We start from the raw sequence: 19,201 nt of genomic DNA, 5'->3' as shown, positions 1-19,201 counted from the left end.
GGCCTTGGACCGGCAAACCGTCGTGGTCTCCGGCACGGAATCGGCAGGGATCGTGCTGGCGCAGCTGGCCGGCATGCTCGACGGGCTGCACACCGCCAGGGATACCGTGCTGGCCAAGGTCGAGGCCCTCGTGGAGGCCCACCCTCTTCACCGGGTCCTGACGTCGTTACCGGCAGTTGGCGTCAGGACCGAAGCGCGCATCCTCACGGAAATTGTCGGCAAAGAATTCCCGACCGCCGCCCACCTGGCTTCCTACGCCGGCCTCGCGCCGGTGACCTGGCGGTCCGGGAGCTCGATCAGGGCCGACCACGCCTCACGCAAAGGCAACAAAATCCTCAAACGCACCCTCTATCTCTCCGCGTTCGCCGCCCTGAAAGACCCCCTTTCCAGGGCCTACTACGACCGGAAACGAGCAGAAGGAAAACGACACAACCAGGCCATCATCGCCCTCGCCCGACGCCGCTGCGACACCCTTTTCGCCATGCTCCGCGATGGCAGCCTCTACCACCCCAAAAAACCCCAAACCCCTTGACGAACAACATAGGGACACTCTCACTTTCTGTCGGTTTTTCCAGGACGCTCTATCACTTCCTGTCGGTTTTTCCGGAACGCTCTCTCATACCGTGCGGGATTCAGGCCGTGGCGCGGCGCCCGGGAAATGCGGTCCGCAGCTGGGCCCGGAACGTCTGTGGGCTGCGCCGGTTGACGGCGATGACCGCGAACAGGCCGGTCAGCAGCACAATGGCACCGGCCGCGGCCACCGACCAGCGCGCGCCGAATTCCGTGCCGATCCACCCCAGCAGCGGCGCCCCCACGGCGGTCCCGCCCTGCAGGATGGCGAGGTACAGGGCAAGGACGCGGCCGCGGAACTGTGGCTCCACGGTGAGCTGGATGGTGGTGTTGCAGCTGTTCAGGAAGGTGATGCAGGCCAGGCCGAGCGGGATCAGCACGGCGGCATACAGCCAGATCGACGGCGTCGCGCTGGCCAGCAGCGAGAAGATGCCCACTCCGATGGCTCCGCCCAGGAGGTATCGCAGCCGCGGGCCTGACCTGCGGGCGGCGAGCAGGGCGCCGGTGAGCGTCCCGACGGCCATGATGGAACCGAGGAGCCCGAATTCCCCAGGTCCTGCCCGGAATTCCACCGTGGCCATCAGCGCGTTGGTGATGGCGAAGTTCATCCCGAAGGCCCCGATGACGCTGACCATTACGAGGATGAGCACCAGGTCGGGCCGCTGCCGCACGTAGCCCAGGCCGTCCATCACCGGGTGCTTGCTGCGGGCTGCGGGGGTGGCAACGGTCAGTTCAGCGGTGCGGATCCTTAGCAGCGAGATGATGACGCCGGCGAAGCTGACGGCGTTGAGCAGGAAGACCGGTCCCGTTCCCACCCAGGCGATCAGTACACCGGCGATGGCAGGGCCCGTGAGCCGGGCGGTGTTGAAGGACGCGGAGTTCAGGGACACTGCGTTTGTGATGTGTTCCCGCCCTACGAGTTCTGACACGAAGGCCTGGCGGGTGGGCGCATCAACGGCGCTGGCCAGACCGAGGCAGAGCGCGGCCAGGTAGGCATGCCACAGCTGGGCGTTGCCCGTTACCACCAGGAGTCCGATGGCAAGCCCGCAGAGGCCCATGGCCACCTGGGTCCACAGCAGGATCACGCGCTTGCGGTACCGGTCGGCGAGGACGCCTCCGTAGGGGCCCAGGAGCAGGCTGGGCAGGAACTGCAGCCCGGTGGTCATGCCGACGGCGGTGCCGGAGTGGTCGGTGAGGACTGTCAGTACCAGCCAGTCCTGGGCGATCCGCTGCATCCAGGTGCCGACGTTGGAGACGAGCGCCCCGCCCGCCCAGATCCGGTAGTTGCGGTTCTCAAGTGCCCGGAACATCGCGCTCATCGGGCGCTCATCTCCTGCATGATGTGTGCGGCGCGGCTGAGGATGAGGCGGTCCTCGTCGCTGAGTCCGGCGACGCGCTGGGCGAGCCACGCGGTGCGCTGGCTGCGGGCTTCGGCCAGGACGGTTTCGCCGGCCGGAGTGATCCGTACCTGGATCTGGCGGCCGTCCTCCGGATGAGGGGACCGCGACACGAACCCCCGCTCCGTGAGTGCGTTGACGATCCGGGTCATCGACGGCGCCTGGACGTGCTCGCTTTCCGCCAGTTCGCGGAGGGTCTGGGATCCTGTGCGGAGGTGCGCGAGCACCGTGTACTGGCCAGGCGTGATCACATCGCCGGTTGCCTCGATTCGCAGGCGGCGGGAAGTTCTCATGACGGCTGTCCGGAGATCGATCGCCAGGATGTCCGGCTGGATGCTGTCCGCGGACCCGTGGTCCGTTTCGGTGGTGATGGTCATTGGGGTTCGGTGTCCTCCCGCAGATAGTTAGCACTGCTAATTAGCTCCGCTAACCATTATGCTCCCGCGTGGTGTCAGGTGACAACTAATGTCCGGCACCTCACAGCGTCTGGCCGCTTCGTACGCCAATATCCGCCAAAGGTACGCATGTGAACCGCGCGCAGACATGGTGAAGATTATGAACAATCCCAGGACAAGGTCGAATGTTCATTATCTTCACCATATGGCGGTAATCGCTGATATGGTGAATATATGGAACAACCGGCCGATACCCCGTTTTTCCGCGCCATGGACGCCAAGTCCTTTGGTGCTGCAATCAGGAACGCGCGCCAGGAGCGCCGGCTCACGCAAAGCGCCTTGGCCGAACTGATCAGTGCCAGCAGGCACACCGTCGTCCGGCTGGAACAGGGCGAGAACGTTTCATTGGAAACGGCCATGGCTGCAGTACGGGCGCTGGAGCGGGACGTCGCACTGATTCCCCGCTTCTCGCGCCTGGACGTGAAGCGGTGATGCGGAATGAGCGCCTGGCTGTGTGGTTGCATGGCCGCCACATCGCGTGGCTGTCAGGGACTTCATTGCGTCCCCGGCTGCAGTACCTGCCTGATGTGGTTGCCGAGTATGGCGCTGGGGCGGCGCTCCTCTCGCTGTCCTTGCCGTTGCAATCGAAACCTCTGATCGGGCCTTCTGTCCTGAATTTCTTCGACGGACTGCTTCCGGAAGGGCAGGTCCGGGCCCACCTGGCGGATCTGAACAAGGTAGCAACCACGGACATCAAAGCGTTGCTGGCCGTTGTGGGTGCGGACTGTGCAGGTGCGGTGCAGGTACTGGCCGAAGGCGTCGACCCGGCTGGATCGGGAGAGTTGCTGCCCATGTCCGACGCCGAAGTTGTGGCAGCGGTGGAGTCACTTCCGACCTGGGACCTGCCGGCGGACTTTGCCATCACTACCTCACTCGGCGGTGTACAGTCCAAGATCCTGCTCTCTCGCGAGGGTGGACACTGGTACTGGCCTGCTGGAGGCGCGGCGTCAACCCACATCATCAAGCCGGACCCTTTGGATTCGCCGATCCCGAATTTGCTGGCCGCCGAACACTGGGCGCTGGATCTGGCTCGGGCAGCGGGCCTGGCAGCGGCACGAACCAAGATGGACCGGTTCGGCACCCGAGAGGCCCTGGTAGTGGATAGGTATGACCGGACCACGGATCACCGGCGCATCCATCAGGAAGACTTCACACAGGTTCTCGGGCTCGCGTCGGCGGCCAAGTACGACCAGTCGACGGCGGTACCGTCGCGCCTCACGCAGGTGGCCGCTGCGGCGGCCCCGCACGCCCGCAGCGCATTGTCCTTCAAGCTCGACCTGTTGAGGGCCGTGAGTTTCAATGTCCTGATCGGCAACGGCGACGCCCATTCGAAGAACTACTCGGTGCTGATACGGGAAACCGGTGAGGTGACGCTCGCCCCGCTGTACGACGCTGCACCCACGCTGCTGCTCTACGCGCGGAGTTCCAACGCAGGGCACTCCGTGGCGGGCCAGGCGAGGCTGAACTACATCACGCTGGACCACCTTGTCCGCGAGGCGGCCGGCTGGGGAGTGGACGCGGGTGCGGCGCGCTTAACGGTCACCGAAGTCCTGACGGCGGCTGCCGAGGCGCAGGTGCCCGCCCCCGATGAGCTGCAACATCTGCCGTCCCTCGTCGCGGACAGGGCATCAGATTTGCTGGCCGGGGGCATTGCCCGGCGCCAGTCCGTGCCGGACTGAGACTTTGGGGACAGGGCCGGGAGCCTGGCCCGCTGCGCTACTGCCCGCCCTTGAGCTTCCGCCAGCCGCCGGCCCGGTTGTTGGCGATGATCGCCCGGAACATCTCCACCAGCGCTTCCTCGTTGATCGCCTCGCCCTCGTGGATCGAAATCATGCGGCCGGTCTTGTTGCCGTGGCCCGCGGTGATGATGTTGTGCGGGTCCGGGGTGATGCCGCCGTCGTACAGGAAAACGTTGACGTGGTCCTTCGCCGCGAGAAGGGCAATGACGTTGCCCTGCAGGACGAAGTACGGCTGGACGGTCCGCTTGATGGTCTCCTCGACCTCGGGGTCGGCGGCGTGGACCAGGTCGCGGACCTTCTGGCAGATGTCCTGCTGCCACGCCGGCAGGGGGTCGATGTACTGGTCAACGCGGGGGTCCTTGACGTAATTCATGGCTTCAACTCACTTTATTGCGGGACAGCGAACGGGAGACCAGTGCGGCGGGCACCAGCAGGAACCACAGGTAGGGCGTGTTGCTGCCGAGGAAAAATGCGGCCGGGATGCTGAGGAGGAATACCGACGGCGGGATGATCCTGCCGCGGAACACGCGCCAGTGCTCGTGGGCATCCACGCTGTCCTCCGTGAGGCCCTTGCGCCAGGCGTAGGTCCACATTCCGGCGAGGGTCAGGTAGACACCGGAGATGGTGGCCGCGTACAGCACGCTCGGCCACGGACCCGGATTTCCGCCGTAGTCGCTGAGGACCGACGTGGTGGCGGGCAGCATCACGATGAAGAACAGCAGCAGCATGTTCAGCCAGGCGAGCTGCGGGCTGAACTCGCGGATGCGGAAGAAATCGGTGTGGTGGGACATCCACACGCGGGCGACAATGACGAACGACAACGCAAAGGCCACCAGTTCGGGGATTCCGTCGATGAGCTCGGCAGTCAGGCGTTCGGGCGCGATTCCCGCCGGAAGTTTGAGGTCCAATGCCAGCAGCGTCAGCGCGATGGCAAAGACGGCATCGCTGAAGAACACCATGCGTTCAAGCGGGACTGATTTGTCCATGCCCACCCCCCTTCTCCCACCTTGGCCACACTCTAGGCGCTCGCAGGCGTCAACAGAATGGGCAGGAATAGAATGGGCGCCATGGGCGCCGTTGACGATTCCTTGGCCGAAGTTCCCGAGCCCGGACGCGGCAGCCTGCAACGCGTCATCGACATCGTCCGGACCCTGGTGCCGGACGTCGAGGAGGGGATGAGCTACGGGATGCCCGCCCTGAAGCTGGACGGGAAGCCGCTCATCGGCGTCGTCGCGGCGGCCAAGCACCTCTCCGTCTTCCCGTTCTCCCCGGCGGTGATTGACGCCGTCGCACACCGCCTGGAAGGGTACTCGCTGTCCAAGGGCACCATCCGTTTCACCCCGGACCACCCGCTTCCCGACGACGTGCTGGAGGACATCGTCCGGCTGCGCCGCGCGGAGATCCGGAAGTAGGGCCTGGCGAATCAGATGGCCCGGTACGTAGCAATCACGACGCCGGTCGTCGTCGTCACGCTGTTGGCGAGCCTAAGCCCTGTCTCCGGGCCGTCCGGGAACAGCCGGCGGCCGGTTCCGAGAATCAGCGGGTGGATGAGGAGCACGTATTCATCGATGAGGTTCCTGCTCCTGAGCGACTGAATCAGTTCGCCGCTGCCCAGGACGGCGATGTCCGGTCCCGGCTGTTCCTTGAGGCGGGCCACGGCGTCTGCCGCATCGCCCTGGAGCAGTGTGGAGTTCTTCCACGGCAAAGGTTCGGTGAGCGTTGTCGAGGCAACGTATTTCTGGATGTTGTCCAGGACGTCGGTGAAGGGGTTGTCCGTTTGGCGGGGCCAGTAGCCGGCGAAATCCTCGTACGTGCGGCGCCCCAGCAGCAGGGCGCCTGTCTGGGACATGCCCTCACCCATGACGCGTCCCATGACCTCGTCGCTGTATGGCAAGGCCCAGCCGCCGCGCTCGAAGCCTCCCCGGGTATCTTCATCGACCCGGCCCGGCGCCTGCATGACGCCGTCCAAGGACACGTTGTTGGTGACGCTCACTTTTCTCATGGTCGGTCTCCTTCGAGGACCCAGCGCTGATGGGTGAGGCCTTCATTATCCCGCGGCTACCGTGCGGACAGGCACCCGTGCAAGCATGGGATTCAGCCCAAAGAGCGCACCGAGGAAGGGACCCGATGAAGACCAACGAACTCCTCCTGGACGCGTTCGGCCGGATCCGGGAGACCGTGGAGGCCACGCTTGAAGGGCTCGACGACGCGTCCCTGCTCCGGCGGCCGGCCGGCACCGGGAACTCGATCGCGTGGCTGATCTGGCACCTGGGCCGGGTGGAGGACGCACAGGTGGGCTCCGCCGCCGGCGTCGAACAGGTCTGGACCGCGCAGGGCTTTGTGGCCCGCTTCGACCTGCCCCTGCGCGCCCGCGACACCGGCTACGGTCATTCCAGCGAGCAGGTGGACGCCGTGAAGGCCAGCCCGGAACTGCTGCTGGAGTACTACGACGCCGTCCACCGGCAGACCGCGGACTTCCTGCAGACCCTCGGCGACGGCGATCTGGACCGGATCGTCGACACGCGCTGGGACCCGCCCGTCACCGTCGGGGTACGGCTCGTCAGCACCATCGCCGACTGCCTCCAGCACGTGGGGCAGGCCGCCTACGCCAAAGGCCTGACGCCCCCGCAAGAAGGGTAAGAATTCCCTATTTCCGTAGGCCCAAATCGGTTCCATAATGGCCACATAAGCTTCGGGGACCGTGCGCTTTGTGATGGCTGGCGCGGCGCTGCAGGGTCCCAGGTGGCTGCCCCGGCACTTGGCGCAACGGGCGGCCACGCGGCGCCGGACAAGGACGTTCCGGGACCGCAACCGGGGGAGAGCACCGCCATCACCGCGAGAAATCGATGCACAAAGGAATTCATCATGCTCAAGGATTTGGAGATCATGGCTGTCCTTCCCGCCAAGGACATCAGCAGGGCGAAGGATTTCTACCGGGACAAGCTGATGCTCGAACCCGAAACAGAGCAAGCGGATGGAGTGATGTACCGCTGCGGCAAGGGAACAGCCTTCCTCCTGTACGAGACCGACAACGCAGGCAGCGCCAAGAACACCCAGATGGGCTGGGAAACGGACAACCTCGAAGCCGAGATGGAGGACCTCAAGGGCCGCGGCGTAGTGTTCGAAGATTACGACTTCCCGGGCCTGAAGACAGAGAACGGCGTTGCCACCAACGAGTGGGGCAAGTCGGCCTGGTTCCTGGACAGCGAAGGAAACATCCTGAACGTCTACCAGCGCGCATAGCCACTCGGCCACAAGCCCGCGCGAGCACCGTGCCCGCGCGGGCTTGGCCCTGCAGGGTGAGGAACACCAATGGGCGCCATCAAACACTCGGTCTGGATCAACGCCCGGCCTTTGGATGTCTGGCGGACCTACGTTGACCCGTCGCGCCTGCCCGAATGGCAGACCGGCTCGCCCGTCATCGCCGATATTCACGGTTCCGGAGGCCAGCCCGGCTCCACCTACACATCAACCCGGGGCCCGGGGACCGCCCGGACCATCGTGCTGTCTGCCGATCCGCCGCGCAGGATCGTCACCAGGACCGTGGCCTACTTGGGGCTGAAGTTCGACGTCGATACGCACCTTCTGCCCGAAGCCGACGGCACCCGGCTTCGGCTTCGGGCAGACACGCACTGGCCCGGCGGGCTGGGGCTGGTGGGCAGGCTGGTCGAACGAGCCATCCTCAGCGGCTCGGAGGCGCGCAAGGAGCTCGCCAACCTCAAAGCACTCGTGGAGCGGGAAGCCGGAGAACGGGAAGCCGGAGAACCGCCGGATTAGCAGCGCCGCCGGACGCCGACCCTAGGTGTGCGCGGCCAACGCGCCGAGGTCTGCGTAGGCTGTCCACCAGCACGCGGGCGATCTGGTGCCGGGCAATGACGCCGTCCGCGGGGCTTCCGGCGTGGCGGGTGTCGCCCTGCAGCGGCGTGATCTTCAACTGGTCGCCGTCGTTGTGGTCGGACCAGCCGGGACGGACGATCGTGTAGGCATTGCCGCTAACGCGGACAAGGCGTTCGCTGCGCCGCTTTCGCGTCGCCGTACGAGGAGCCCTGGGTTAAGACGGCGGCGTCGATTCCGGCGACAGCGTCGGCGAGGGTTTCGGCCCGGGCCAGGTCGCCCGCCACCTTCTGCGCGCCGGGGTCGAGCCGGCCTGCCCGTGATTCGTCGCGGACGAGGGCCCTCGTCTCGTAACCCTGGCGCACCGCTTCCGCCACGACATGGCGGCCGACGCTTCCGGTCGCACCGAGCACGAGGACGGTGCCGGGCTTGTTGGATTTCTCTGTCATGCGTGGTGTCTCTTCCTTATGATCTTCAGTCGAGGGTGGCGGGCGCGGGGACGTCGCTGGCGGCGGTCGCGGCCCAGCTGGCGAGCAGTTTCAGGCGCTCGTCGCTGGCCGAGCCGGGTTCGGCCGTGTAGGCGAACATCGTCCAGCCGGGGTTGGCCGGCAGTTCCATCGCTTCGTAGCTGAGCTCGAGGTCCCCGACGACGGGATGGTGCATGCGCTTGAGGCCGGTCCGGTGGAAGCGGACGTTGTGGGCTGCCCAGCGGGTGCGGAATTCCTCGCTGCGGGTGGCGAGCTCCCCGATCAGGTCCGAGAGGCCGCGGTCATGCGGCTTCCGGCCGGCGTAACCGCGCAGGACGGCGACGACGTCGTTGGCGTTCTGTTCCCAGTCCGGGAAGAAAGTGGGCGCTTCGGGATTGCAAAAAGATGTGACGTTTCGGCTTCGTCCAGCCGCAGGGCGTGGGCGATGGATTCGAGCACTTCATCCGAGACGCCGGCGAGGTTGCCGCGTTCGAGCCGGGCGTAGTAATCAACGCTGACGGCGGCCAGCGTTGCCACCTCTTCCCGCCGCAGGCCCGGCACCCGCCGGTTGCCGCCGACGATCAGATTCACCTGATCGGGGGAGACCTTTGCCCGCCGGGAACGCAGGAACTCGCTCACATCATTTCGACTGTCCATGCTTTCAGGCTACGGCCGGTGACGGAACAGTGGGAGGGCCTGTCAGAACACCCCTCCCCGCTACAAACGCCGCCGAAGGGTGGCCTGCCAGTACATGGAACAGCAGGCACTGCCGCGGTTCCTTCCGCGGTGGTGTGCTGGATACATGAACACCACCACAGCCGTGCCGCCCGCCCGGGTCCGTCCCGCGGCGATCCTGGCGATCATCCTCGTCGCCTACTTCATGATCATCCTGGATGCCTCGATCATCTTCACCGGCCTGCCCAGGATCCAGGCGGAGCTGGGCCTGTCAACCACCGGGCTGTCCTGGGTGCAGAACGCATACACGCTGGTGTTCGGCGGCCTGCTGCTGCTCGGCGCCCGCCTCGGGGACATCCTGGGCCGGCGCCGGGTGTTCATCGCCGGCCTCGCCGTGTTCGCCGTCGCATCCCTCCTGATCGGGCTCGCCCCCAACGAAGCCTGGCTGATCGCCGCCCGGGCGCTCCAGGGCGTCGGCGCGGCCGTCGTTGCGCCCTCCTCGTTGTCCTTGCTGACGGCGACGTTCGCCGCCGGCCGGGAACGGACCCGCGCCGTCGCAGCCTACGGCGCCGTGGCGGGAATCGGCGCCAGCCTCGGGCTGGTGGTCGGCGGCGCCCTGGCCGAATGGGTGTCGTGGCGGGCTGGCTTCTTCGTCAACGTGCCCATCGGCGCCGCCATGATCATCGCCGCGGTTAAAACCATCCCGGAGTCCCCGCGCGCCACTGGCCGCTTCGACCTCCCCGGTGCCCTGTGCTCCACCCTGGGCATGGGCGCCCTCGTCTTCGCCATCGTCAACTCCACCGACGCCGGCTGGTCCGCCCCGGAAACCATCACCGCCCTCACCGCGGCCGCGGTGCTGCTGACCGCGCTGGTGGTCAACGAACGGAAAGCCAAGCAGCCCATCATGCCGCTGCACCTGTTCGCCAGCCGGGAACGGGCCGGCGCCTACGCCGCACGGCTTCTCTTTGCCGGCACCATGATCGGTTTTTTCTTCTTCACCACGCAGTTCCTGCAGGGCGTCTATGGTTTCAACCCCCTGCAGGCCGGAGTGGCCTTCTTCCCCATGACGGTGGTGAACTTCTTCGTCGCACTGGCCGTCCCGCGGCTCACGCACCGCTTCGGCAACGCCTTCCTGCTGGCGGCCGGGCTCGCCCTGACCCTGGCCGGCATGACCTGGCTCAGCACCATCACCGGCGAAACCCCGTACGTCACCGGCGTCGCGCTCCCCATGGTGCTGATCGGCGTCGGCCAGGGACTCGGGTTCGCCCCGCTCACCTCCGCCGGCATGGCAGGAGCCAGCGCCCACGACGCCGGAGCCGCCTCCGGGCTGGTCAACACCTCGCACCAGCTCGGCAGCGCCCTCGGTGTCGGCGTCCTCGTGGCGGTCTCTGCCAACGCGGGCTCACTCGCCGGGAGCGTCGCCGTCGCCTATACCGGCGGATCGATCATGCTGGCAGCCGCACTGCTCGTGGCCCTGGTGCTCATCGTTCCGGCCGAACAGGCCGCACGCCGCGCCGCCCGAACCGTGCCCTGACAGTCCCTGTTCAGCGGAACCGTTCTGCGGTTACCTGATCAGTAGGACCCGCAAACCACCCCCAACGAAAGGAAACACCCCCATGGCTACCTGGCTCATCACAGGCTGCTCCACCGGACTCGGCCGGGCACTCGCCCAGGCGGTGCTCGCGCACGGGCACAACGCCGTCGTCACCGCCCGGAACCCCGCGACGCTGGAAGATCTTGCGGCCGCCTATCCGGACACGGCCCTGGCCCTGCCGCTCGACGTTACCGACCGGGACCAGATCAGCGCGGTGGTGCAGGAGGCCGCGGCGCGGTTTGGGGGCGTCGGCGTGCTGGTCAACAACGCCGGGTACGGTTACCGCGCGGCGGTGGAGGAAGCGGACGACGCCGACATCCGGCAATTGTTCGACACAAACGTTTTCGGCGCGGTGGACATGATCAAAGCGGTCCTCCCGGGCATGCGTGCGAACAGGTCGGGGTCCATCCTGAACATCTCCTCGATCGGGGCGCGCATCACGCCGGCCGGATCCGGCTACTACTCGGCCACGAAGGCGGCACTCGAGGGCCTGTCCGGCTCACTGCGCAATGAGCTGCGGCCGCTGGGGATCAGCGTCACCGTCGTCGAGCCCGGCGCATTCCGCACCGACTTCGCCGGCCGTTCACTGACGCAGTCGGCCACGCCGATCGCGGACTATGCGGACACGGCCGGGAAGCGGCGCAAGGAGAACGACACGATGGACGGCACCCAGCCGGGGGATCCGGCCAAGGCCGCGGAAGCGATCCTGGCGGTCGTCGACAGCGGGAGCCCGCCGTCGCTGCTGGTGCTTGGACAGGACGCGTTCGGCGCGTTCGGCGCCGTCGCCGAGGCGGAACGCGCCGATCTGGACCGGTGGCGGGATCTCAGCCTCAGCACCGGACTCGAGGACTAAGTAAGTATCGGGGGCCGCACCCGCCAAATCAGGCGGGCGCGGCCCCTGCGATCAGCGCTTCACGGCAGGATCCGGCGCATATTCCTGCAGGGCCGGCAGGGCCCGGCCGTCGAAGCCCAACATGGCCTGGTTCTCCCACGCGTTGCCGGTGGTGGGGTCGGCGGGATCCCAGCCGTTGCCCGGAACCGCGGTCCAGGCCGGTTCCCAGGACACGACGCCGAGTCCCCGGCCGCCGGGCGCGGAGGCCACCACGTCCTGCACGGCCCGGAAGTTGGCCGCCTGTCCCGCGGGGGTTGCCGGGTAGCCCGGGACGAGCTGGCTCTGGCTGCGGATGACGTTCTCCCACGGATCAACGGGATCGTCCTCGAGCGTGAACGGGTAGGAGTTCTCGACGACGATCACGTCGCGGTCGTAGCGGGCGGACAGCGTGGTGATGGCGTGCTGCAGGTCGGCCATGGAGCCGTGCCAGTAGCCGTAGTAGGACAGGCCGATGGTGTCGAACTGGACGCCGCGCTTGGTGACCTCGTCGAACCACCAGGTCAGGCCGCCGATGCCGTTGTTGATGTTGGTCAGGTGCAGGATGACGTCCGTCTGGGCGCTGACGTCCTTGGCTGCGCGGGATCCGGCCGAGAGGAACAATGCGAGGTTGTCCCACTGTGCGCCCTTGACGTCGTCCTGCGGGAAGACGTCCCAGGTCTGGCCCAGCGGCCACAGCATGCCCGGGTTGATTTCGTTGCCCACTTGGACCGAGTCCGCCGCAACGCCGGCGTCCTTAAGCGCGGTCAGCACCTCAAACGTGTGGGCGTACACGGCATCCGCCACACCCTGCGGGCTCAGGCCCACCCACGCGGCCGGCATGCCCTGGGCGCCGGGGTCGGTCCAGCGGTCGCTGTAGTGGAAGTCCACCAGGACCTTCATGCCCGCGGCCTTGGCACGTTTGGCGGTGTCCACCACCTCGTTCGTGGTGTTGTAGCCATCAGCCGGGTCGACCCAGACCTTGAGCCGGACCAGGTTGGCGCCGGCGTCGGCGAAGGCCTGGACGGCGTCCACCTGCCGGCCGTTCGCGTCGAAGTAGACCGCACCCTTGTCCTCGTTCTTGGCCAGGTTGGACAGGTCCGCACCGCGGACCGCGCGCTGGACCGATCCCGGGGTGAGCGTGACGTCGTCCACGATGGCCCAGTCCCCGGCCGTGCCGCGGGTTTCGATGACAATCTCGCAGGAGGCCTTGGTGACGAACGCGTCGGCCGAGATCTGCAGCCAGGCACCGTCCTGCGCGGTGGACGGGAGTACGGTTTCGCCGTCGACCCCGCAGTTCTTCAGCCCGATCCGTGAGGCGCCGAGCGTCCCTTCCGCCTTGACGCGTGCTGACACCGTCCACCAGCCCGCGGCCAGGGTGCCGGTCTTCTGGCGCAGATTGACCGTGCCCTCTGCGCCGAGGCGCTGCATGAGTTGCGCGTTGCCCGCCTCCGCCGTTGTGGTGGTCGACGCCGGGTCGCCGGTGGCTTTCCAGCCGTTCAGTCCCTGCGAAAAATCTCCGTTCACGACGGCGCCTGCCGCCTGGGTGCCGAGCGTTTCGGCAACGGCCGGCGCAAGTCCGGCAGGCAGCGAGACCACCGCAAGCAGCGACGCCGCCACCATCGCGGATCGTCGTTTCCGGTTCCTGGTTTGGTGAGTCTCCGGGGTGTGCTTTTTCATGTCGTCCTCCCTGACGGAATGAATGGGTAACAAGGTCGCCGCGCTTGAACCAGCGCAGCATGACCGTGTGCGCTCCCAGTTTTAGCACACGCCAATGTGTTGCGGATAGAGGCTTTCAAAACCAAGCTTCGAAGAATGCTGTGCTTTGACTGTGATCGCTCCCAGCTTCCGATCGGGCTTGGGTTCGGATTTTGGCACCCGGCCGTTCGCTCGTGAATAGTCCAGTGCGCAGGCTGAACCTTGCAGGAGAATTCGGGATCCTATACCGATTTTTGCTAATGCGGAATTAAGGATCATTTGCGACGGCAACCATCAAGATTGGCTCAAGAATAAATCAAAGTTGACCGAGGATAAGCAAAGTTTCGGAATTACCAGCCACCCGGGAAATAGGCTCCTCAGCAGCAGTAATTGCGGCTTAAGCAAAGGGCCCGGCTAATCGCCGGGCCCTTTATTTATTTGGGGGAAAATTTGTCGAACTATGGGGATCTTTTGGGCCCGGGATTCGTCCCGGGGCCGGCGAGGAAACCACGCGCCTTCACTTTCATGGTCGGCGTCAGGCGGACGGCAGCGGCCGTCGCCGTTGCGGCTTCTTTGGCGCTTGTTGTCGGGTGTTCCGCCGCGTCGCCGGCGGCGACAACGCAGGAGCCGAAGACGGATTCATCGGTGACCGATTCCTCGGCGGCCGCGTCCGAGGCGAGCGCAGCGGCCAAAGCCACGCCGTCGCCGTCGGGCTCTCCGCTTGATCCCGAGACCCCCTTCGTTGTGGCGAACGGCGTCAGCGTCACCGCGCCGAAGACCCAGCCTGCCTTCGCTACCAAGGCGGTCGACCTGCTGGCCACCCTGCCCATCAAGGGCCGAGCACCCAAGACCGGCTACGACCGGGCGCTGTTCGGGCAGGCCTGGGCCGACGTTGACCGGAACGGCTGCGACACCCGCAATGACATGCTCAAACGTGACCTGACAGGCATCGCCTACACCAACAGCGTCCCGTGCAAGGTGCAGTCCGGAAAGCTGGCGGATCCCTACACGGGCACCAGCATCAGCTTTCTGCGGGGGACTGCCACCAGCACTGCTGTCCAGATCGACCATGTTGTTGCCCTGAGCGACGCCTGGCAGAAGGGCGCGCAGCAGTTGACCACGGAGCAGCGGACGGCGTTCGCCAATGATCCGCTGAACCTCCAGTCGACGGACGGCCCCACCAACATGAAAAAGGGCGACGGCGACGCTGCCACCTGGTTGCCGCCGAACAAGGGCTTCCGGTGCGAGTACGTCGCCCGGCAGATCTCGGTGAAGGCCACGTACAGCCTGTGGGTGACCCAGGCGGAGCACGACGCGATGGCCAGGATCCTGGGCGACTGCGCCGGCCAGTTGGCGCCGACCAACGAGCAGGCACCGGCTGCCGCCCCCGCTCCGGCACCCGAACCCGCACCCGCGGTGGCCGCCGCACCGGTGGCTCCGGCTCCGGTTGCGGCCGCACCAGCCCCGGTTGCCCCCGCCCCTGTTATTCCGGCACCGGCTCCCGCAGTTCCGGCCGCCGTCTACTTCGCCAACTGCACGGCTGCCAAGGCCGCCGGCGCGGCCCCGATCTTTGCGGGTCAGGCCGGCTACCGGTCCGCGCTTGACCGCGATTCCGACGGCGTGGCCTGCGAGAGCTGACCACACGACTTGAAATTTCTTCACACCATTTGCATCACCATCACAAACATCCCTGGGGGGAAAATGACAAACAATCCATATGCTCCTGCAGTCCAAAAAGGCCGCTGGAAACCAACCGTGCTTTTCTGGATCGTCGCGGCAATAGTGCTGCTGGTCCTGATTCCTTTCGCCATAGCCGGCGGAGTGGGGATGGCGATGTTCATTCTCGGCCTGGTTGCACTTCTCACGGGCCTTTATGTCTTGCTGTTCAAACGTCGGTCCTGGGTTGGCCTGCCACACCGGAAATCCGGTGGAATCGTGGCAATTGCGGGATTTGTCGCTTTGATTGTGGGCGTAAGCGTGGGTGCTGCTACCGCTGCCCCGGGCGGAAGTACCGAAAATGCTTCTCTGGCCAGTACATCCCAAAAGTCCGCAACGGCCACGCCCACGGCAACCCCGACGAACCCGGCAAACTCCGCTTGCCTTACCGCTGCTGAGACGCGCAAGTACAACAACCAGACGCTCATCTGCACGATGGGGAGCGACCAGCGCTTGGTGTGGATGACAGAGGCAGATTCCAAGCGCGTGGTGGCGGAGAAGGCTGCAGCTGACAAGGCGGCAGCCGAAAAGGCTGCTGCTGAGAAGGCTGCGGCAGAGAAAGCGGCCGCTGACAAGGCTGCGGCAGAGAAAGCGGCCGCTGACAAGGCTGCGGCAGATGCGGCTGCCGCGAAGCTGGCCGCCGAACAGGCTGCTGCCCAGAAAGCGGCCGCCGATCAGGCGGCGGCACAGCAAGCGGCGGCACAGCAGGCTGCTCAGCAGGCACCAGCTCCGGCTGCCCCCGCGGCGCCGGGCTACGTCACGCCCGGGGCGTTCTGCAACGGCACAACTGGCGTGAGCAAAACGGGCAAACCCATGGTTTGTGCCCCCGCCACCGACGGACGCATGCGCTGGCAGGGAATGTAGCCCCAATATCTCTGGGCAAACCGCCCTGCTCTTGTCTAGGCCCCGCGGTTCAATTCCGCGGGGCCCGCCGTCTTTCTCGTCAGACCGCCAGCGCTATCAAGGCCACCAGTGCAGGGACGGTGGCGCCAAGGGTGCCGGGGATGCTCTCGCCCTTCCGGGGGTAGTGGCCCAGGGCGTCCGCCAGCAGCATGGTGGAGCCGCTGAGCACCATGTTGGCGCAGCAGTAAATCACCAGCGTGTAGCCAACCACCACGTACCCCAGGTTCACCGCAACCACTCCGGCGATGACGCCCAGCCCGATCAGCAGGTTGCGGAACCCGGTGGGGATGGCCCACATCATCACGGCGGTCACGTTCTGGGCCGGCGTGCTGAGGAACTTCTGCGCCCCCGGCCGGTGCATGAAGAAGCTCTCCAGCGGGAACACGGCGATGTGGATCAGTGCGGCCAGCACCGCGAAAACCTGGGCTACGGCGTTCATGAGTGAAACGTACGACGGCGGCACCCGCCGCCGCGATCCCCTCACCGGGGGTTTGGGCAGACGCCCTCAATCCCCGGTTTGGGGGATTGCGGACCGCCCGTCCGGCCGGATACTGGAGGTATGTGGGAGGAGCGCGCCGAGCGTGCCCGGCGGGAGATCGCGGCCCTGGCCACCAGCGGACTGGACCTGGCCGATCTTTATGCGTCCGCCATGGCCGTGGTGAAACAGGCGGTGCCGTTCGAGCAGGCCTGCTGGGCCGCCGTCGACCCCGACTCCCTGGGCATGACGTCCGTGACCAACTGGCGGCCGTGGCCGGTGACGGACGAGCACGCCGCCCGTTTCGCGGAGTCGGAATACACCGGCCGGGAACCCAATACGTTCGCTGAGCTGCTGCGGCGCCCGCGGCCGGTCGCCCGGATTTCCGATGCCCCACACCGGGAGGTGGTCCGCAGCATCCGGATCAACGACCTGCTGCAGCCGCTGGGCCTGGACCACGAGCTGCGCGCGGCGTTCCGCGTGGACGACACATGCTGGGGAGTTGGCAGCCTGTTCCGGGAGGCCGGGCACGACTTCACTGACCGCGAAGTGGAATTCCTGGCCGCCGTGACGGCGACGCTCGCGGCCGCCAGCCGGATCGCGGTGAGGGCTGCGCACCAAGCTCGGCCGGCCGCCGTCGGGCCCGTCATTGTCCTGGCCGGACCGCACGGTGAACTGCGGGCAGCCACTCCCGCCGCCACCTCCTGGCTGGCCGAAGTAGAGGACGCGGCGCCCGGCCGGTTCAGCATGACGCTGTATGCCGTTGTGGCGCAGGCCCGCACGGCGCCGTCGGGGACGGCGCGGGCCCGGATGCGCGATGCCGGCGGCACCTGGGTGGTGCTGCAGGCCAGCCGCCTTATCACCGGCGACGACCCCGAACAGATGGTGGTCACGGTGGAACCCGCCACCACCCAGGATCTGGTCGGCATGCTGCTGGCGGCCTACGGGGCCACCGCCCGGGAGCGGGACGTCTGCCTGGAGGTCCTGTCCGGACGCGCGACGGCGGACATCGCCCGGCACCTCTTTATCTCCCCGCACACCGTGCACGACCACCTGAAGGCTCTCTTCGGGAAGGTGGGCGTGGGCAGCCGCGGCGAGCTGGTGGCCAAGCTGCTGGTGTGAAGAATGTCCGTCAGTTTTCGGCGAGACATTGTGTTTCGGCTGCTGGCGGCATTGAAGTTTGAGTCAAGAGTGTGGATGGCCTGCGGTTGCAGTCCGCCCCGCCATCCCTCAGCCGGCGTCGGTGGGGTTCTCGTCCCGCTTCATCTCGATCAGTTGGATGAGGTTGCCGCATGTGTCATCAAAGACTGCCACGACAGCGTTGCCGATGTCAGTCGGCGGCTGCGTGAACACCACGCCCTTGCTGGTCAGCCTGGCGTGCTCGGCCGCGATGTCCTCTACAGAGAATTGAGCGAGGGGGATGCCGTCTTCGGCAAGGGCGTCCCGGTACGGCTTGACTGCCGGGTGGCCCGACGGTTCCAGGAGCAGCTCAGGACCGTCAGGGGATTCGGGCGATACAACGGTGAGCCAAAAGTCTTCGCCGAGGGGGATGTCGTGGCGCTTCGTGAAGCCGAGCACGTCGGTGTAGAAGGCCAAGGCCGCCCGCTGGTCGTCGACAAACAGGCTCGTCAGGGCAATTTTCATTGTTCGGTCCTCTTTCTGGTGGTCCATCGGGTAGTGATCGCGGCGAGTGGCTCGGGGTTGAAGTAGTGGAACTTGGAACGTCCGCGCCGCTCCGTCTCGACAAGGCCGGCCGACTCGAGCACGCCGAGGTGCTGCGAGATCGCCTGGCGTGAATGGCTGAGGCCATGCCGCATGGTGAGCAGGGAGCAGATCTCGAACAGGGTCTGGCCGTCGCGCATCGACAGTTCGTCAAGGATGGTGCGCCTGGTCTCATCATCAAGAGCTCGGAACACATCGACCATGGAACCAATATAGGCAAGTGACGGCTTGCATATCAAGGGCAATTACCCGTTTTCGGATCGCGCGGGAGTCGGCCTCAGCCCAAGGAACGCAGGAACGCCGTCGTATCCTCGGCGACCCGCTCCGGGCACTCCCACAGCACCACATGAGCCACGTTGGGATACACCTTCAGTACCGACCCTGCTATCCGGGCCGCCAATGATTCCTGGTCGGCGCGTGGCAGCAGGTTGTCCTCGGCTCCCCACAGGATCAGCGTGGGCGCCAGGATGGTTCCCGATTCCGTGGGTGGTGTGGCCTCGACGAGGCCGTTCAGGATAGCCTTCCACGTGTGTGCAGGCATCCGGACCCCGTCCCGCACGCGGTCGTCGAGGTACCACTCCGGAACGTCGTGAAGCACGGGAAACCACGTCAGTGAATTCCGGACCCAGTCCTCGTCAATGGGGTCGGTGAGTTTATCCACTTCGTCGGCGAAAGCCAGCCGGCCCGTGAGGCTCAAAGGAGATCCCACCAGCACCAGCGCCGCGACCTTTTCAGGATGGACGACGGCGAGCTGCTGGGCCACGTAGCCGCCGCTGGAGGAGCCGACGACGGCGGCCCGCGGCACGTTGAGGGCGTCGAGGATCGCTGCGGCGTCGTCAGCCTGTTCCCCCAAGGAGTAGCCATGCTCCGGTTTGTCCGCCTCACCTTGGCCGCGGAGGTCCGGGGCGTAGATTCTGTAGCCGGTCAGCAGGGGGATCAGGCGGTCAAAGCTTCCGCGGGATTCGCCCCATGCGTGCAGCAGCAGCACCGGTTCGGCGCTGGCTTCGCCCTCGATCCGGCACGGAACCGTGATGCCGGTGCGGAGCTTGAGATCCCGGACTTCAGAGTCCATAACATCAGGGTACGCC

Annotated in this window: 23 protein-coding genes and 2 pseudogenes; 12 read left to right on the top strand and 13 right to left on the bottom strand. The window is 66.3% G+C overall.

The features are described 5' to 3' along the window. Window positions 1-532, top strand: a 532-nt coding sequence (locus tag ABV518_RS21820; protein ID WP_367771582.1) for a transposase, incomplete at its 5' end; no start/stop codon positions are given. Window positions 533-632: 100 nt separating this feature from the next. On the opposite strand, the gene ABV518_RS21815 is transcribed toward ABV518_RS21820, so the two are convergent. Both ABV518_RS21815 and ABV518_RS21810 read right to left on the bottom strand, forming a co-directional pair. After that, window positions 633-1,889, bottom strand: coding sequence for an MFS transporter (locus ABV518_RS21815; protein ID WP_367771578.1), 1,257 nt, complete (start codon window positions 1,887-1,889; stop codon window positions 633-635). Further along, window positions 1,886-2,344, bottom strand: coding sequence for a MarR family winged helix-turn-helix transcriptional regulator (locus ABV518_RS21810; protein ID WP_367771575.1), 459 nt, complete (start codon window positions 2,342-2,344; stop codon window positions 1,886-1,888). Before ABV518_RS21810 ends, ABV518_RS21815 begins: the two co-directional genes overlap by 4 nt. Window positions 2,345-2,596: 252 nt before the next feature. On the opposite strand from ABV518_RS21810, the gene ABV518_RS21805 reads away from it, so the two are divergent. Together ABV518_RS21805 and ABV518_RS21800 are read left to right on the top strand one after the other, a co-directional pair. Further along, on the top strand, window positions 2,597-2,854 hold the full coding sequence (locus tag ABV518_RS21805) for a helix-turn-helix transcriptional regulator (RefSeq protein WP_367771572.1): 258 nt from the start codon (window positions 2,597-2,599) through the stop codon (window positions 2,852-2,854). After that, window positions 2,854-4,101, top strand: coding sequence for a HipA domain-containing protein (locus ABV518_RS21800; protein ID WP_367771569.1), 1,248 nt, complete (start codon window positions 2,854-2,856; stop codon window positions 4,099-4,101). The genes ABV518_RS21805 and ABV518_RS21800 overlap by 1 nt, the downstream gene beginning before the upstream one ends. A 37-nt stretch (window positions 4,102-4,138) precedes the next feature. Here ABV518_RS21800 and ABV518_RS21795 read toward each other — a convergent pair whose 3' ends face one another. Both ABV518_RS21795 and ABV518_RS21790 read right to left on the bottom strand, forming a co-directional pair. After that, the gene (locus tag ABV518_RS21795; RefSeq protein ID WP_367771566.1) at window positions 4,139-4,534 is read right to left on the bottom strand and encodes a DUF1801 domain-containing protein; all 396 of its coding nucleotides are present in this window, start codon (window positions 4,532-4,534) and stop codon (window positions 4,139-4,141) included. 4 nt (window positions 4,535-4,538) lie between these two features. Then, complete coding sequence (locus tag ABV518_RS21790) at window positions 4,539-5,147, bottom strand: TMEM175 family protein (RefSeq protein WP_367771562.1); 609 nt, start codon at window positions 5,145-5,147, stop codon at window positions 4,539-4,541. Window positions 5,148-5,228: 81 nt separating this feature from the next. Here ABV518_RS21790 and ABV518_RS21785 point away from each other — a divergent pair, with 81 nt between their 5' ends. Then, a complete protein-coding gene (locus ABV518_RS21785; protein WP_367771559.1) occupies window positions 5,229-5,573 on the top strand; it encodes an iron chaperone in 345 nt (114 codons plus the stop codon). A gap of 11 nt (window positions 5,574-5,584) precedes the next feature. Here the strand turns inward: ABV518_RS21785 and ABV518_RS21780 are convergent, their stop codons facing one another. Further along, window positions 5,585-6,163: a dihydrofolate reductase family protein gene (locus ABV518_RS21780; protein WP_367771556.1), complete on the bottom strand. Its 579-nt coding sequence runs from the start codon at window positions 6,161-6,163 to the stop codon at window positions 5,585-5,587. Window positions 6,164-6,288: 125 nt separating this feature from the next. Here ABV518_RS21780 and ABV518_RS21775 point away from each other — a divergent pair, with 125 nt between their 5' ends. The 3 genes from ABV518_RS21775 (at window position 6,289) to ABV518_RS21765 (ending at window position 7,938) form a co-directional block, all read left to right on the top strand. Then, window positions 6,289-6,801, top strand: a complete 513-nt coding sequence (locus tag ABV518_RS21775; protein WP_367771553.1) for a DUF664 domain-containing protein — start codon at window positions 6,289-6,291, stop codon at window positions 6,799-6,801. A gap of 225 nt (window positions 6,802-7,026) precedes the next feature. Next, window positions 7,027-7,404: a VOC family protein gene (locus ABV518_RS21770; protein ID WP_367771551.1), complete on the top strand. Its 378-nt coding sequence runs from the start codon at window positions 7,027-7,029 to the stop codon at window positions 7,402-7,404. Window positions 7,405-7,473: 69 nt separating this feature from the next. After that, complete coding sequence (locus tag ABV518_RS21765) at window positions 7,474-7,938, top strand: SRPBCC family protein (protein WP_367771549.1); 465 nt, start codon at window positions 7,474-7,476, stop codon at window positions 7,936-7,938. On the opposite strand, the pseudogene ABV518_RS21760 reads toward ABV518_RS21765, so the two are convergent. After that, window positions 7,880-8,444 (bottom strand): annotated as a pseudogene (locus ABV518_RS21760) (NAD(P)H-binding protein). The gene ABV518_RS21765 and the pseudogene ABV518_RS21760 overlap by 59 nt on opposite strands. A 25-nt stretch (window positions 8,445-8,469) precedes the next feature. Continuing rightward, a pseudogene (locus ABV518_RS21755) lies at window positions 8,470-9,119 on the bottom strand (helix-turn-helix domain-containing protein). Window positions 9,120-9,264: 145 nt separating this feature from the next. Here ABV518_RS21755 and ABV518_RS21750 point away from each other — a divergent pair. Then, complete coding sequence (locus tag ABV518_RS21750) at window positions 9,265-10,671, top strand: MFS transporter (RefSeq protein WP_367771547.1); 1,407 nt, start codon at window positions 9,265-9,267, stop codon at window positions 10,669-10,671. Between the two features lie 82 nt (window positions 10,672-10,753). Further along, entirely contained in the window at window positions 10,754-11,584 is an 831-nt protein-coding gene (locus tag ABV518_RS21745) for an oxidoreductase (protein WP_367771545.1), read from the top strand. Between the two features lie 51 nt (window positions 11,585-11,635). On the opposite strand, the gene ABV518_RS21740 is transcribed toward ABV518_RS21745, so the two are convergent. Beyond that, window positions 11,636-13,279, bottom strand: a complete 1,644-nt coding sequence (locus ABV518_RS21740; protein WP_367771542.1) for an arabinogalactan endo-beta-1,4-galactanase — start codon at window positions 13,277-13,279, stop codon at window positions 11,636-11,638. A 663-nt stretch (window positions 13,280-13,942) separates the two neighbouring features. On the opposite strand from ABV518_RS21740, the gene ABV518_RS21735 reads away from it, so the two are divergent. Then, on the top strand, window positions 13,943-14,935 hold the full coding sequence (locus tag ABV518_RS21735) for a DUF1524 domain-containing protein (protein ID WP_367771539.1): 993 nt from the start codon (window positions 13,943-13,945) through the stop codon (window positions 14,933-14,935). Window positions 14,936-14,955: 20 nt separating this feature from the next. Here the strand turns inward: ABV518_RS21735 and ABV518_RS21730 are convergent, their stop codons facing one another. Next, on the bottom strand, window positions 14,956-15,138 hold the full coding sequence (locus ABV518_RS21730; RefSeq protein WP_367771534.1) for a hypothetical protein: 183 nt from the start codon (window positions 15,136-15,138) through the stop codon (window positions 14,956-14,958). A gap of 337 nt (window positions 15,139-15,475) precedes the next feature. Here ABV518_RS21730 and ABV518_RS21725 point away from each other — a divergent pair, with 337 nt between their 5' ends. Beyond that, on the top strand, window positions 15,476-15,877 hold the full coding sequence (locus tag ABV518_RS21725) for a hypothetical protein (RefSeq protein ID WP_367771531.1): 402 nt from the start codon (window positions 15,476-15,478) through the stop codon (window positions 15,875-15,877). A gap of 79 nt (window positions 15,878-15,956) precedes the next feature. Here the strand turns inward: ABV518_RS21725 and ABV518_RS21720 are convergent, their stop codons facing one another. Continuing rightward, window positions 15,957-16,355, bottom strand: coding sequence for a DUF1304 domain-containing protein (locus ABV518_RS21720; protein ID WP_367771528.1), 399 nt, complete (start codon window positions 16,353-16,355; stop codon window positions 15,957-15,959). 120 nt (window positions 16,356-16,475) lie between these two features. On the opposite strand from ABV518_RS21720, the gene ABV518_RS21715 reads away from it, so the two are divergent. Then, entirely contained in the window at window positions 16,476-17,513 is a 1,038-nt protein-coding gene (locus ABV518_RS21715) for a response regulator transcription factor (RefSeq protein ID WP_367771525.1), read from the top strand. Between the two features lie 108 nt (window positions 17,514-17,621). Here the strand turns inward: ABV518_RS21715 and ABV518_RS21710 are convergent, their stop codons facing one another. The 3 genes from ABV518_RS21710 to ABV518_RS21700 all read right to left on the bottom strand — a co-directional run bounded on the left by ABV518_RS21710 (window position 17,622) and on the right by ABV518_RS21700 (window position 19,185). Next, window positions 17,622-18,035, bottom strand: a complete 414-nt coding sequence (locus tag ABV518_RS21710; RefSeq protein WP_367771522.1) for a VOC family protein — start codon at window positions 18,033-18,035, stop codon at window positions 17,622-17,624. Beyond that, on the bottom strand, window positions 18,032-18,316 hold the full coding sequence (locus tag ABV518_RS21705) for an ArsR/SmtB family transcription factor (protein WP_367771519.1): 285 nt from the start codon (window positions 18,314-18,316) through the stop codon (window positions 18,032-18,034). Before ABV518_RS21705 ends, ABV518_RS21710 begins: the two co-directional genes overlap by 4 nt. 74 nt (window positions 18,317-18,390) lie before the next feature. Beyond that, window positions 18,391-19,185, bottom strand: a complete 795-nt coding sequence (locus tag ABV518_RS21700; protein ID WP_367771516.1) for an alpha/beta fold hydrolase — start codon at window positions 19,183-19,185, stop codon at window positions 18,391-18,393. Between the last annotated feature and the right edge of the window lie 16 nt (window positions 19,186-19,201).

It is taken from the genome of Arthrobacter sp. HS15c (assembly GCF_040812005.1).
Classification (GTDB): domain Bacteria; phylum Actinomycetota; class Actinomycetes; order Actinomycetales; family Micrococcaceae; genus Arthrobacter.
Note: the sequence above shows the minus strand (reverse complement) of the source record. Positions and strands in the feature narration are given on the sequence as shown.

Coding starts and splice junctions, on each gene's coding strand:
- ABV518_RS21815 (WP_367771578.1), bottom strand. CDS start 1,889: ATGAGCGCGATGTTCCGGGCACTTGAGAACCGCAACTACCGGATCTGG.
- ABV518_RS21810 (WP_367771575.1), bottom strand. CDS start 2,344: ATGACCATCACCACCGAAACGGACCACGGGTCCGCGGACAGCATCCAG.
- ABV518_RS21805 (WP_367771572.1), top strand. CDS start 2,597: ATGGAACAACCGGCCGATACCCCGTTTTTCCGCGCCATGGACGCCAAG.
- ABV518_RS21800 (WP_367771569.1), top strand. CDS start 2,854: ATGCGGAATGAGCGCCTGGCTGTGTGGTTGCATGGCCGCCACATCGCG.
- ABV518_RS21795 (WP_367771566.1), bottom strand. CDS start 4,534: ATGAATTACGTCAAGGACCCCCGCGTTGACCAGTACATCGACCCCCTG.
- ABV518_RS21790 (WP_367771562.1), bottom strand. CDS start 5,147: ATGGACAAATCAGTCCCGCTTGAACGCATGGTGTTCTTCAGCGATGCC.
- ABV518_RS21785 (WP_367771559.1), top strand. CDS start 5,229: ATGGGCGCCGTTGACGATTCCTTGGCCGAAGTTCCCGAGCCCGGACGC.
- ABV518_RS21780 (WP_367771556.1), bottom strand. CDS start 6,163: ATGAGAAAAGTGAGCGTCACCAACAACGTGTCCTTGGACGGCGTCATG.
- ABV518_RS21775 (WP_367771553.1), top strand. CDS start 6,289: ATGAAGACCAACGAACTCCTCCTGGACGCGTTCGGCCGGATCCGGGAG.
- ABV518_RS21770 (WP_367771551.1), top strand. CDS start 7,027: ATGCTCAAGGATTTGGAGATCATGGCTGTCCTTCCCGCCAAGGACATC.
- ABV518_RS21765 (WP_367771549.1), top strand. CDS start 7,474: ATGGGCGCCATCAAACACTCGGTCTGGATCAACGCCCGGCCTTTGGAT.
- ABV518_RS21750 (WP_367771547.1), top strand. CDS start 9,265: ATGAACACCACCACAGCCGTGCCGCCCGCCCGGGTCCGTCCCGCGGCG.
- ABV518_RS21745 (WP_367771545.1), top strand. CDS start 10,754: ATGGCTACCTGGCTCATCACAGGCTGCTCCACCGGACTCGGCCGGGCA.
- ABV518_RS21740 (WP_367771542.1), bottom strand. CDS start 13,279: ATGAAAAAGCACACCCCGGAGACTCACCAAACCAGGAACCGGAAACGA.
- ABV518_RS21730 (WP_367771534.1), bottom strand. CDS start 15,138: ATGAACATCGCCATCCCCACTCCGCCGGCTATGGCGAAAGGAATCAGG.
- ABV518_RS21725 (WP_367771531.1), top strand. CDS start 15,476: ATGACAGAGGCAGATTCCAAGCGCGTGGTGGCGGAGAAGGCTGCAGCT.
- ABV518_RS21720 (WP_367771528.1), bottom strand. CDS start 16,355: ATGAACGCCGTAGCCCAGGTTTTCGCGGTGCTGGCCGCACTGATCCAC.
- ABV518_RS21715 (WP_367771525.1), top strand. CDS start 16,476: ATGTGGGAGGAGCGCGCCGAGCGTGCCCGGCGGGAGATCGCGGCCCTG.
- ABV518_RS21710 (WP_367771522.1), bottom strand. CDS start 18,035: ATGAAAATTGCCCTGACGAGCCTGTTTGTCGACGACCAGCGGGCGGCC.
- ABV518_RS21705 (WP_367771519.1), bottom strand. CDS start 18,316: ATGGTCGATGTGTTCCGAGCTCTTGATGATGAGACCAGGCGCACCATC.
- ABV518_RS21700 (WP_367771516.1), bottom strand. CDS start 19,185: ATGGACTCTGAAGTCCGGGATCTCAAGCTCCGCACCGGCATCACGGTT.